Here is a 13,784-nt window from a genome sequence, read left to right as displayed (position 1 = left end):
ATCCCTTAAACTCCCATTGCGGAATTTGTCGAAATCCGTATAATAAACTTAGTAAGGGATGAGTAGAACTGAAAAGAACGGGTTAAGACTCGTTCTTTTTTTAATCTTATAATTGTTCAATAAAAATGTATCGGCTAAGAAAGTGCATGTGACAACAAACAAAAGACATACACAAAGGGAGATAGCCAAAATGAGACAGAATAAAACAATCAGAAGAATATCGCTATTATTTCTCATTGCCATGATGTTATTTCCTTCTCGTCTATTTGCAGCCCCCTTGGAAGAACAGCAGCCCTTAACGAAACAGAATAATATAGACGTAGCTGAAAAAGAAGTGGATGTAAATACCGTTCATGACCGGAGAATCATTATAGAAGTCGTCAATAATTTAGATAATTTAGCGTTTAACCCTAAGAAATACGGGGTTACTCTCGTTGAATCCTATAAAATTTTAAAAAATAACGAATTTATTGTAGTCCGTGTACCAGAAAGCAAAGATTTTTATAAAAAACTGCGGGAAATCAATCAGGACCCTGATGTTTCTATTGCTGAACCTGTCTATATAAGAACAAGCTCTTATGTTCCTGCAGATCCTTATTATTCCAAGCAATGGTATGCAAATCGCATGGATATGTCTGAGGCATGGGAGATGACAAAAGGTTCCTCAGATGTAACAATTGCAGTACTCGACACAGGGATAAACAAAAACCATCCTGATTTAAAAGGGCGCGTATTACCAGGCTTTGACTTTGTCAATAATGATTCCTTACCTGATGATGACCACTTCCACGGAACTTTTATTGCCGGGATTATTGCTGCAAATGCAGACAGACAGGGAATGACTGGACTGGATTTTCAGTCCAAAATTCTTCCCGTTAAAGTCGGAAATCAAAAAGGAACGTTAAGCATAGAGCACATTGTTGAGGGGATTCATTATGCCATGCAACAGGGTGCTGATGTCATAAATATGAGTTATTCTTCAACTCAGCCTAGCTTAATAGAGAAAAAGGCGATTAAGGCCGCATATGATGCTGGAATCGTACTTGTGGCTGCGGCCGGTAATGACAATGTAATCACGCCCCAATATCCGGCGTCATATCCAGGTGTCATCAGTGTTTCGGCCATCGATCAAAACGACCGTAAAGCTGATTTCTCTAATTATGGTAATTATGTTGATATAACAGCTCCAGGAGTGAATATTTTTAGTACCTACTATGAAGGAGGATATGCAACAGCCGCTGGTACGTCATTTTCCGCCCCAATGGTCAGTGCCTTAGCAGGTCTCATAAAGGCCGAACACCCTTCCTGGAAAAACTATGAAATTGAGTGGGCGCTTGAAGCTGGTGCGGAATCCGGGGAAGAGTGGGAAAATGTAAATGGTTATGGGATTGTGAATGGCTATAAGTCATTAGCTGTCAATTTACCTGATTGGACACAGGATGCCCCGGATACACAAGCAGACGCTAAGAGTATCAATTCCTCAGAGAAACAAAAGGTAGACCATCCTATGGATCAGGACTGGTATAGTTTTAAAGTAGATTCCTCGTCAACTGTGGAAATCAACATTCATAATCATTCTACTACTCTTAATCTAGTGGGAACGGTATATGATGATAACGGTAAACGCTATAAAATGGATCAAGGGCATATTGGAGAAGGGGAACAATATCAATTTCAGGCTGAAAAGGGAACGTACTTCCTGAAAGTCCATGATTTCTATGATCACTGGTCCAGTCAGCCTTATGAGATAGAAATAACCGGAACAGCAAATGCGGCAAAAAATCAAGATGTCAAGAGTGTTTTCCCTGATGTAGACCGCTACGTCGAACCTATCAAGCTATTACATGATAGAGGAATTATCCGTGGATTTTCAAACGGTACATTCAAGCCTGAGGCTAAGGTAACCAGACTTCAGGCTATTCAGATGATTTTGAAGGAAAAAGGAATAGACTTTGAAAATGCAGTTGTTCAGAATCCCGGGTATAAGGATGTAGATCCGGACACATATGGATATAAAGCGATAGCAAAAGCGTCCGAACTAGGTATTGTACATGGAAATTTAAAGGGTGAATTTAATCCTAAAGATAATCTTACCCGTGCACAAATGGCAGCTATCGTAGTTAATGCTTACGATTTAACAGGTTCCATGGAACAGGACTTTTCTGATGTATCGAAGGATTATTTTGCTTATGACGTCATCAATACCTTGGCAGCAAACGGGATAACAAAAGGTTATGAAGACAATACCTTCAGACCTTCTCTAAAAGTTAGCAGGGAACATTTCTCTGTTTTTCTCTATAATTATATTCAGCAGCAAAAATAAGAATTTTTAAAGAAATCATGAAAAAATACCCTATATTTTGTCGGATAACTAGTTTAATATTGTAATAGAGACTTACAGGAAGGGAGGGGAACAACAAGTGGAAATTAGGTTGAACCAAAAAATCTTAATAACTTTAATGATGATGTTCATTCTCGTACTTTTTCCTTTCATTGTACATGCAGATGGAACCAGTAGATATTCAGATGTGAGTCCAGAAGATTCCCATTATCCAGCTATAATGAAACTGACAGATATCGGGGTCATCAATGGCAAAGGCGATGGTACATTTGGATATAAGGAAAAATTAATTCGTCGGCACGGTGCAGTACTCTTTTATGAAGCTCTTAAGAACACAAATGCAAAAGAAATTCAGGCTAATACTAGCGAAGAAATTCAGGCTGTACTTAACAAATACTATGAGGATGTAGACATGGATAGTATGTACGCCAAACAAATTGCCGGAGTCACACCAGGTGTTTTTAAAGGGAATCATGGAGTGTTTGGCCCAACTGATAAACTAACCCGACAGCAAATGGCGACTACGATTGTCAAAGCCTTTGATCTACAGGATAATGGAACCAATCCTGGGATTAACTTAAAAAATGTCTATAAAGATCATAAAGTAAATGTAAAGATTCTTGCTCAATATGGGATAACAAATCAATTAGATGATTTTAGACCAGGCGAAACAATCACCAGGGGCCAGTTTGCAACATTTCTCTATAAAACCATGACATCCCTGGATTTAATAGAAGAGTATGGAACTGTACCTGATGACAATAACACGGTACCGAATGCACATAAAACAACGAATTACGATATAAATTTCTCCGATGTTATGAACAGACAAATGCAAAAGACCCCAAAAGTAGATGGAGCAGGTCAATTTTTAGCTAGTGAAGAATTAGTAAAATACTATGCAAATCCAGCAAACTTTGAAAAAGGAACCAGTGCATACTATCAATTTTTAGTTCTTTCTGGAACCTCTGGATTGTCAGCAGAAGAGATCAATAACAAAATACTTGCTGGAAAAGGAAGCCTTGAGGGTACGGCAGATGCATTTATAGAAGCAGCAAAGAAGTATAGTATAAATGAATTATACTTAATTGCCCACGCATTACATGAAACAGGGAATGGAACCTCTGCATTAGCTTCTGGATATCCAGTTTCAAAAGTAGATGGGAAAGAAGTCACTGAGAAAACAACGTACAATGTATTCGGAATTAGGGCGTTTGATTCCTGTCCAATAAAATGTGGCTCCGAGCATGCTTACAAAGAAGGATGGTTCACACCTGAAGAGGCTATCATTGGTGGGGCAGCATTTATTAATAATGGGTACATTGGACAAGGTCAGGATACATTATACAAGATGAAATGGAATCCAAGAGACCCTGGCGATCATCAATATGCTACTCACGTCATGTGGGCAGTCATTCAAGCTAAGAATCTGGAGAACATGTTTGAAAATGATGACCTTCATAAAAACGTAGCACTCCAGTTTGAAGTACCAAAATATAAAAATCAGCCTTCTGCATCAAGAAAGCCAACAGGAGAAGCAGCCTATCAGATTGATCATACTTTAAGAGGTGCATTAGGAAAAACATCAACATCTGACCTACGTATACGTAAAGCGCCATACGAAACCATTATCACAACCTTAAGCAAGGGTACAAAATTAGAAGTCATAGGTGAAAATGGCGGATGGTATAAGGTGAAAACAGCCAATCAGACAGGCTGGGTATCAGGAAAATATGTTGACTTTACCAATCTGCTGCAAACCATAAAAATCGACACCTCCTTAAATGTTAGGGTAAAACCTGAAGGCACCGTAGTCGGTTCTCTTGGAAACAAGGAAGTAGTATTTGGAGTACTAAACGATGAAGGAAACCTTGTTAAGGATGGGGACTGGTACAAAATTATTTATAATGGCGAACCAGCCTGGGTTCACGGAGACTTTATTAAAGAACTATAAGATTGGACAAGCTGCATCACTTAGGTGGTGCAGTTTTTTGTGCTTTGAAATAGTTTTGTAGCGTTCATTAAGAATGATTAAACAAAAAAGCCTTGCAGAGATTGCTTCTCCACAAGACTTCGTGTCTCCCGCTGCTTTAGTTCTCTAAAGTGGTGAGGGACAGTCCCCAGGTATGGTTTATTGATTATTAACAGGAAACACCTGCCATTTGGATAAATCCAGCTCTTCTGTTTGAATCATGGATGATGGAAAGATAAAGGTCCATGGTTTACTCGTGTTTGCCTTAACCTCAAAGTCCTCCAGTTTAAAGGTCCCTTTGGCAATGACCTCATTACTGCCATCTTTAAATGCTAATGGGATTTGCTGAAAGCTGATATTTTTCTCTGAACCATTACGAATCAGGACTGTTACGGACAAATCCTTTTGATCGGTCTGATTTGCACTGATTCCCATAAAGTTCACTTCACCTGGCTTTAATGGGGAAGCGTTGGCCACGATTTTCTCAAGCCCTGCTTTTGTCTCATCGGGAATCTTGTTTTCCCATGAATCCGGAAGATCCAGCTGATGCTTTTTCTTTAATTCAAAAGCTATCGCCCAGTCATCATTGTCAGATAGATCTACTTTATTTACGAGATCCTCTTTCCGGAAGGTGAATTTAAGTGGTCGAGCAGAATTAGGGGGTAAGGTTCCCAATTTACTCATATCAAATTCTTTACGTGCAACGACATTTTTGTCAGGATCCAGTAGTAAAATGTTTGTATTCCCAAATGAGATCGGCTTCTTTACTGTACTCCGAATTAAGGTATTCACACTATATCCATCATTCATTAATGGCTTTAGTTCTATTCCGTAAACAGAGATTTGATTCTTTTTCAATTTAGGGCTCACAGTATTATGGAAGGCATAGACATAACGATCTTCATTTCGCATGTTCCATTCGTCAGGGATGGACAATTCGGTTTCAATCCCTTCGACAGAATCATCAACCTGATTGTCCTGAAGCATATCTTCTGTAACAGTCTGACTTTCTTCCGCTTTCTTTTTCTTTCTTCCAAACATGAACGCATCCCCCTTAGTTATTCTGTTCCTTTTCTAAAATATTCTGGAAGAACTTCTTCATTTGGCTGCAAAGTTCATAATATAAGTCGTTATACATCGCCTCAAACATATCATAACCCTCATTTTGGAAGATACGGAATGGATCCTCTTGTTGATAGTGACGAATCCCAATCCCTTCCTTCAGTTGGTTCATCGCATCCAATTGACGTTTCCATAAAGTATCGATGACATATAATGCAATGTTCCGTATTGTGTTTTGCACATCCTGCTTATTTTCAAAATGCTGAAGGGTATCAATATGCCCCTGAATATAGGGTTTAACAAAGGATTCTACATCTTGCCGTGTTTCAAAATTCTGCCCTTCGAATGACAGGGTTGGCAACAGAATATGGTTCAGGGAATCCTCCAACTCTACTAAATTCCACTCCTCAGGTACAATTTCCTCGGAACAAAAATGAGCAATGATATCATTAGGAGTATTCTTTGTCTGCTCCAGTAAAAATTGAAGGGGGCTTTCTGCATCCAGCAGAGAGTCCCTAAACTGATAAATAATTTTACTTTGGTCATTAATAATATCTTCCAGTTTAAGGTTAAATTCACGATGCGAGAAGTGAACGCCCTCACTAATCTTTTGAGCTGTTTCTACAAACTTAGGAATGCCTTTGTTCGTGACAAGGCCTGTTTCATCTGATTTCAGCTTTGGCCGAAGTCTTTCGAGCTCGTCTGAAGCATAGCGTATGAAAAGATTATCCTCAAGAGATATAATAAATTGAGTTGATCCTGGATCTCCTTGACGTGCTGAACGGCCTTTCAGTTGGTTATCGATACGTCTTGCTTCGTTTCGTTCCGTTCCAATTACATGGAGCCCGCCAAGTTCAGCGACACCGTCCCCAAGCATGATGTCTGTACCTCGACCTGCCATATTGGTAGCAATGGTAATTTGATCCTTTTGCCCGGCCATGGAAATCAATTTGGCTTCCTGCTCAACACTTTTTGCATTAAGTAATTCAAAGTCCAAATTCGCTTCATTCAAATAATCCGCAATTTGTTCAGATTGGACAATCGTTCTGGTCCCAATCAATACAGGTTGTCCTTTATCATGACGTTTTTTGACTTCCTTCACAAGCTGGGCGTATTTCTGCTCTTTGGTTAAATAAACCATATCGGGCAGATCCACACGAATATTAGGCTTGTTTGGAGGTACCTGTACAACTTCCATGTTATAGACACTTTTGAACTCGGTCTCCTCTGTCTTAGCCGTACCTGTCATTCCGCTTAATGTTGGGTACATGCGGTAATAATTCTGAATGGTAATGGAAGCCTGCGTTTTGTTTTCGTCTGTATTTGGTACGCCTTCTTTAGCCTCAATCGCCTGATGAAGTCCATCACTAAGACTGCGCCCTTCCATGACACGACCGGTATTCATATCCACCAGCTTTACTTCATCCTCTTCCACAATGTAGTCGACATCACGCTCAAATAGCATTCGGGCACGTAACGCCTGCAGAAGGGCATGGAAAAGGGAGCTGTGTTCAAGATCAAACAAGTTATTAATACTGAAGATCTTCTCGCATTTATTCAGTCCCTGGTCAGTAAAGTTAACAACCTTTAATTCACGATCAACGGTAAAGTCTTCATCTTGCTTCAGTGTTTTAATCACCTTCGCACATACTCCATAAAGGTTCTGTATAGGCTTGTCTTTTCCGGCAATGATTAATGGAGTTCTTGCTTCATCAATGAGCACACTGTCAATTTCGTCAACAATAGCGTAATGATAAGGGCGTTGTACTTTTTGATCCAGGGAACGCACCATATTGTCACGTAAATAATCAAAGCCAAATTCTGTTCCTACACCATATGTAATGTCACAGTTATAGGCCTCTTTTTTTTCCTCTGAACCCATCATAGGTACATTCAAGCCAACGTTTAGCCCAAGAAATTCATGGATTGGGCCAATGAGTTCTTTGTCACGGCTTGCCAAATACTCGTTTACAGTAATTACGTGAACTCCTTTTTGTTCCAAGGCAACTAGATAGCTTGGCAGGGAGCCTACAAGAGTTTTCCCTTCACCGGTTGCCATTTCCGCCACTTTCCCGTCAAGAAGTGTCAGACCTGCCAGTAGCTGTACATCATAGTGGCGTAATCCAAGCACACGTTTAGAAGCCTCACGTACAACTGCAAAGGCCTGTGGGGCTATGTCGTGAAGAGTTTTTCCATTCGTAAGTTCCTTTTTAAATTCATCTGTTTTCGATCTAAGCTGGGCATCAGTGAATTGTTCAAAGTGGCTTTCAAGCGAATTGATTTTTTCTACCGTTTTTTTATATCCTTTTATATTACGATCGTCTTTAGTAAATGGTTGTTTATTAAGAACGCTCATACGTTTAATCTCCTTAATTATGGATTATGCTAAAAAATATTATAACATGAATGAAATAGCCAATCATAAGGAAAATGTGGGAAACTGTCTAATATTGTTGTTTATTATGCAAGGGCTTCATGTTAAAATGATAGAATGAAAATGTATTATCTGATGGTCGGTTATCGGTTGTAAACGGTCGGCATTCATGATATAAATGAATTTCATTGAGTATAGGGGAGATAAGCCCTGAAAAGGATTGAAAATAACATGGTAATTGGTATTGTGGGGAATTATGGTAATAACAATCAAGGTGACGAATCCATCTTAGAAGGAATTCTCGTTTTATTAGAGAAGACCCATAATATTGAACGGAAGAATATTATTGTATTTTCCAATCAGCCTGAATATACAAGCAGGAAGTATGGCGTTCAATCAACAAAGCTTTATTTCAAAAAGACAAATGGGTTTACTACACTTTTTCATACGCTGGTTCGCAATTGGAAAACCATTCGAAAAATCGATTTGCTTTTGGTTGGCGGCGGCGGTATTTTTATGGATTTATATGGACGAGAACCATTTTTATATGGGATGTATGGATGGATAGCGAAGTTAGCAAAGACTCCCGTTGTATTATATGGAGTTGGCGCTGGTCCGATTATTACACGCACGGGAAAGAAATTATTAAAATCACTGGCACACCTTTCAGATCTTGTTACAGTTCGTGACCCGAAGTCGAAGGAACTGCTTATCTCCATTGGTGTTAAATCCCCTGTATATGTCATTGGCGATCCGGCCTTTCAGGTTCCGATCCCTGAGAATATAGAGAAACCTTCTGTGAAAGGGGATAAAATCCGATTTGGAGTAACAGCTGTTCCCTTTTATAACAGCACTTACTGGCCAGAGGAAAATACGAATATGTACGTGGATTATGTGGAAGGGATGGCTGCAAACCTGGATATGATGCTGAGCAGGTATCCAAATGCTGTTATAAATTTCTTTTCAACTAAATATCCTCAGGACATGATGGTGACAAAGGATATACAGAAGAAAATGAAGTATTCAGACAGAACTTCTACATGTGATCAGGCCATGACTCATGGTGAAATTGTAGAATTTGCCAGTCAGCAGGATGTTGTGATTGGGACAAGACTCCATTCACTTATACTTGCTTTAGTATCTAATACGCCGGTTATTTCAGTATCCTATCATCATAAAGTGTACGACCTTATGGAAATGATGGATTGTACCGAATACACCATTGAGATTGGAGATCTGAATCAACAACCGTCTTTCTTCTATGAATCTTATCATCATATGGCTCAGAATTGGGAGGAAACCCAAAAACGTTTTGAACAAATATCAGAACATATGAAAGGGATGGCTTACCAAGGTATGGAGCTGGTAAAACAGCAGTTCCACCAGAATGAACAGGATTTGACTTATGCCAGGGAGAATGATTAAAAGGATAGGAAACACCATTAGTCACCCAGAAAAGAGGCGAGTACATTGCATTCGCGTTTTCTGAAAATATTAGGGGCTGTTGCGGTGATTAATATCATCTCACGGCTTCTGGGGTTTGCACGGGAAGTCGTCATTGGCTATCAATATGGAACCACCTCACACGCGGACAGTATTATCTCCGCCTTTACCATTCCAAACTTTTTATATATTGTTGTAGGCGGAGCGATCACAACCGCCTTTATTTCTGTTTATACAAAACTTGAGAAAGAACGAAAAGATACATTTGTTCAAACGATTTTTTCCGGACTGGCTTTATTAATGGGGAGCGCTACCCTTGTATTTTTCCTTTTTCCGGAATTTTGGATGAATGTATTTTTTTCTGGAATGTCAGGTGAGGCCGTTCGTCTGACAAGTGAACTTTTCAGGTGGATGGCTCCGGCTACTTTTTTCTTAACGATGGCGATGATTTTAAGCGGTATACATAATGTGAATGATCATTATCGGATCAGTACATTTGGTGCTCTCATATTTAATGCAGTCTTTTTAATCCTGGGAGCAGGGTTAACTTTCATTATGGGGGAGTACGCTTATGGATTAGGAGCCTTAATAGGTTCAATTCTTATGTTTTCATTCTTGCTTTATTTTGTACTTCAAAAAAAGCTGGCTCCGATAAAGTTTCGACTATACGCGCTCCCGGAAATGAAAAGATTCGTAAAGCTTGCCCTTCCGATTATGTTTGGAGGAGCGACTATTCAGTTTTATTTCCTGATACAGCGTATGTTTGCTTCTCATTTAGAAGAAGGCGTCATCTCAGCAATGAATTACGCCTCAAAAATGACTCAATTCCCTCAGGCTGTGCTAATGACAAGTGTGACAACCATCGTCTATCCAATGTTATCCAAAGCAGTTGGAGAAAACGATTTTGATAAAGTTAAGCGGGCCTATCAGAAAGGCTTTCGCATGCTCTTTATACTGTTGATTCCAGCCTCTATTTTTATTTTTATGTACGCAGAGGACATCATCCGATTTATATTTCAGTACGGGAATTTTAGCATGAATTCCACGGAACGGACCTACCCGTTATTGCAGATTTTTTCATTATCAGTATTAAGTCTGGCCCTGAACACGTATGTGACCAGATTCTTTTATGCAATGGAAAATTCCTGGATTCCGATTCTGCTTAATGTAATTTCCGTATTCGGAGTCAACATTCTGGTTATCTGGCTGCTTATCGATCAATATGAAGCCAAGGCGATTGCCATTGGGACGGTTATTGCTACCATGGTTAATCTGCTCTTATTAGTGATTTTAGCGAAAAGAAAACTTGGGTTAGTGGTCAGTAGTTGGCGCGAGATGGGCAAATTGCTTCCATTTCTGTGTATCTCAACATTTTTTATCATATTAAGTGGATGGATTCCTATTTCGGCACCTGTTTTTTCATTGCTGGCAGGTGGTGGTGTTACGCTGATTTTTATTATAGCAGGATTTTATCGATTTAGAAGCTGAGCCTTTCACAAATGAGTTGTGGGGGGCTTTTGTAAACCTTCTTGTGTGATTTACCATAGAATTCGTAAGCTGCATTCTTTTGTTATAATGTGGTAAGAATGTCTGGTAAGAAGCGCATACCGTGTCTGAAGAGTCTATATAGTGTGTTCATTAGATATGGTGTGGTAAAAGACGCTTTAAATGGTCATTGGCCATACATTATTAAAGCCGGATTAACCGTATGAGGGAAGTCTTAAGAAAATATTCTCAAGTTTATCATTGCTCTTGGTTTCATTCCTAAATCAATTTTACATAAATTCTACAATTATATTGCAAACGGATAAATGTATTGTATTTCCATTAAATATATAGTATCTTTATTAAAGGACAAATAGACTGTGAGTTTAAAAGATGAATTTGAAAGAAAAACTTAAAATAAATTGAAACCATTTTGATTTTCATAACGTCTAAATTTACGAGAGTTTTCATTGTGCGCGAAGAAGTAAGTATCTGTATGGAAAGAAAATGAAAAATCTTTAATCAGCAACCGGCATAAACATTATGCCAGTTTCGTAGACTTTATGAGTGAATGTGGACATTGAACAAAATACACGCCTTAGACATCGCAAAGGAGGATCCCAATGCTATATATCGCTGCCGTTTTAATATGTCTGGCTATTTCGATTGTATTAACACCCCTTGTAAAAAAATTAGCGATAAAACTAAATGCTGTTGACCAGCCAAATGAAAGAAAAGTTCATAAAAAAGTGATGCCTCGTATGGGAGGATTGGCGATATATGCTAGTTTCCTATTGGGAGTCCTCATCCTTTCTCCAGAAGGCGTTCATATATGGCCGGTGATGATCGGGGCAACCATCATCGTTACCATTGGAGTATTGGATGACCTCTTTCAACTCTCAGCAGGAATTAAGTTCGCCGGTCATCTGCTGGCTGCGTTTACTGTTGTATTCAGCGGCATTCAAATTGACTTTATTACCGTTCCATTTGGTCCAAAAATTGAATTTGGCTTTTGGGGCATTCCGATTTCGATCATTTGGATTGTCGCCATCACGAATGCGATTAACCTGATTGACGGACTGGATGGCCTGGCATCAGGCGTCTCAGCCATTGCCCTGATTACGATTTCCGGCATGGCGCTATCCATGGGAAGTATTTTTGTTGCAGCACTTGGATTATTATTATTGGGAAGTACGCTTGGATTCCTGTTCTACAATTTCCATCCGGCAAAAATTTTCCTTGGGGATACGGGTTCGTACTTTCTGGGTTACATGATTGGTATTCTATCGATTATGGGATTATTTAAAAATTTAACCTTTTTCTCCATTATTGTGCCGATCATCATTTTAGGTGTGCCACTGGTCGATACAACCTTTGCCATCATCCGCCGTATGGTACAGGGTAAGCCATTGAGTGCGCCAGATAAGTCCCACCTGCATCACTGCCTCATCCGCTTGGGGTACAGTCACAGGAAGGCAGTCCTAATGATCTATGGCCTGAGTGGGATCTTTAGTATCGCCGCGATTATCTTCACCCGCAGTACAATGTGGGGCTCGATGATGATATTGTTAGCATTAGCTGTTCTGATTGAGCTTACGGTTGAAATTACCGGGATGGTGAGTCAGAATTACCGGCCGGTGTTGAATTTCGTAGCCGGTAAAAAGCGAGTAGATCAATAGATTATTTGGATAGAGAGCTGACCATTAGGTTGGCTCTTTTTTGTTGATGATCTGCACTTTCTGAGGTTGGGCGACGTGATTGGGAGTCTTTGAACTCATACTTCTTTCAGTCACTGATGTTTACAGCTCTAAGACAATCTCCTAGATATCATCTCACAGAATCTGCTGCGAAAATTTCCACCCTTATGACGAATCGAATATCTTAATCGAGAAAGAAATCTTCTATTATTATCAATAATCGTATTTAAAGACTTTAAAGTTTACGGATGTATTAAGCGGCGATCGATTCCAAAATGAAAAAGGCTGAAACGTTTGTGCTGAAACGAACGACTGTATAATAAAGGGGGCAACACAAGTGAACAAAAGATTAATGATTCTGTTCATCCTGGTATCAGCGGTCTTCAGCTTAACGGCCTGCGGAACCGGAATAGGAGGAGAAGCAGGTAACGGTGCAGGTGGCACAAACGAACACGTCGTTATCGACTGGGTAGATTTTATTAAAATAAACGACACCCAGTACACCGGCCTGCATTCCAGCGTCATCGCAGATCCATCCATGATTGGGGAAAAAATCGGTGAAGTGGAGTTTAAAGTAGCGGATAATGTGTCGAATCCCCAGTATCAGGTCAAAAACGGGGATGCTGCGTTCCAGGATAAGGGGACAGAAATATTTGCAGTAAAAAATCTGCCTGACTTTGCTGCCATTAAAGATTCGAACGAGGTAAATGGCTACCAGCTGTATCAGGCGGATAAATCTGAGACTGACATTTCCCGGAGTTTTAAGGATGTGGATAAAGGCAAAATTAGCAAAGTGGAATTTTATCAGGAGAAATCTCCAGGGGAGCCTGAACTTTTGAACCAGCTTACCAGTCAAAAGGACATTCAGACACTAATCAGCCTGCTGGATAAGGGCGAAAGAAGAACCGATTTTGCACCGAACCATTCAGAGGGACCAGTCGACCGCCATCAAATGGTTCTCTATATAGACCAGCCGCTTGTAAATACCTATTCAATTAATTATGACCACGAAACTTGGTACTGGCACCCGAGGGATACAGAAATTCTGCCTGATAAAATTAGTGAATATATAACGAACTAAAGGAAATTTACGCTATGTATTCTCTGCTTACAATCAAAATAGCAGGGGGAGCATACGCTTTCGCCAGTTACTTACAAAAAGTTATTAAATTATTAAACTAGTTGAAATTTTGTATCGGATGTTGTAATATAATGGGTGGATATAGAAATATTTGGATTGGGGAATACTAGAAAGTCTAGTGTGCTTCAAAGATTAGATAAACAGACCTTTGAAGCGATCGGTTGGAATGGAAAATTACATCTGTTGCAGACGCCCTATGGAGTCTACTGAACTTATAAGTTACATACACAGCACAAAACCGGATGTAATAAACAAAAAATCATTGAAAT

Annotated in this window: 8 protein-coding genes; 6 read left to right on the top strand and 2 right to left on the bottom strand. The window is 39.6% G+C overall.

Annotated features, from left to right (window positions below; translation table 11 throughout):
• Window positions 1-190: 190 nt before the first annotated feature.
• Complete coding sequence (locus ABD006_RS05135) at window positions 191-2,323, top strand: S8 family serine peptidase (RefSeq protein ID WP_343838381.1); 2,133 nt, start codon at window positions 191-193, stop codon at window positions 2,321-2,323.
• 136 nt (window positions 2,324-2,459) lie between these two features.
• Complete coding sequence (locus tag ABD006_RS05130; RefSeq protein WP_343838378.1) at window positions 2,460-4,295, top strand: SH3 domain-containing protein; 1,836 nt, start codon at window positions 2,460-2,462, stop codon at window positions 4,293-4,295.
• Between the two features lie 177 nt (window positions 4,296-4,472).
• Here the strand turns inward: ABD006_RS05130 and ABD006_RS05125 are convergent, their stop codons facing one another.
• Both ABD006_RS05125 and secA2 read right to left on the bottom strand, forming a co-directional pair.
• Window positions 4,473-5,354, bottom strand: coding sequence for an accessory Sec system S-layer assembly protein (locus ABD006_RS05125; RefSeq protein ID WP_343838376.1), 882 nt, complete (start codon window positions 5,352-5,354; stop codon window positions 4,473-4,475).
• 13 nt (window positions 5,355-5,367) lie between these two features.
• Window positions 5,368-7,731 carry an accessory Sec system translocase SecA2 gene (gene secA2 / locus ABD006_RS05120; RefSeq protein ID WP_343838374.1) on the bottom strand — a complete coding sequence of 788 codons (2,364 nt, stop codon included), beginning with the start codon at window positions 7,729-7,731 and terminating at the stop codon, window positions 5,368-5,370.
• A 249-nt stretch (window positions 7,732-7,980) separates the two neighbouring features.
• On the opposite strand from secA2, the gene ABD006_RS05115 reads away from it, so the two are divergent.
• From ABD006_RS05115 to ABD006_RS05100, 4 genes are all read left to right on the top strand, one after another.
• Complete coding sequence (locus tag ABD006_RS05115; RefSeq protein ID WP_343838372.1) at window positions 7,981-9,174, top strand: polysaccharide pyruvyl transferase family protein; 1,194 nt, start codon at window positions 7,981-7,983, stop codon at window positions 9,172-9,174.
• Window positions 9,175-9,219: 45 nt separating this feature from the next.
• Window positions 9,220-10,680: a murein biosynthesis integral membrane protein MurJ gene (murJ, locus tag ABD006_RS05110; RefSeq protein ID WP_343838370.1), complete on the top strand. Its 1,461-nt coding sequence runs from the start codon at window positions 9,220-9,222 to the stop codon at window positions 10,678-10,680.
• Between the two features lie 620 nt (window positions 10,681-11,300).
• Window positions 11,301-12,356, top strand: a complete 1,056-nt coding sequence (locus ABD006_RS05105; protein WP_343838368.1) for a glycosyltransferase family 4 protein — start codon at window positions 11,301-11,303, stop codon at window positions 12,354-12,356.
• Window positions 12,357-12,711: 355 nt separating this feature from the next.
• A complete protein-coding gene (locus tag ABD006_RS05100; protein WP_343838365.1) occupies window positions 12,712-13,455 on the top strand; it encodes a hypothetical protein in 744 nt (247 codons plus the stop codon).
• Window positions 13,456-13,784 lie beyond the last annotated feature (329 nt).

The organism is Salinibacillus aidingensis (genome assembly GCF_039522525.1).
Taxonomy (GTDB): Bacteria; Bacillota; Bacilli; order Bacillales; family Alkalibacillaceae; genus Salinibacillus; species Salinibacillus aidingensis.
Note: the sequence above shows the minus strand (reverse complement) of the source record. Positions and strands in the feature narration are given on the sequence as shown.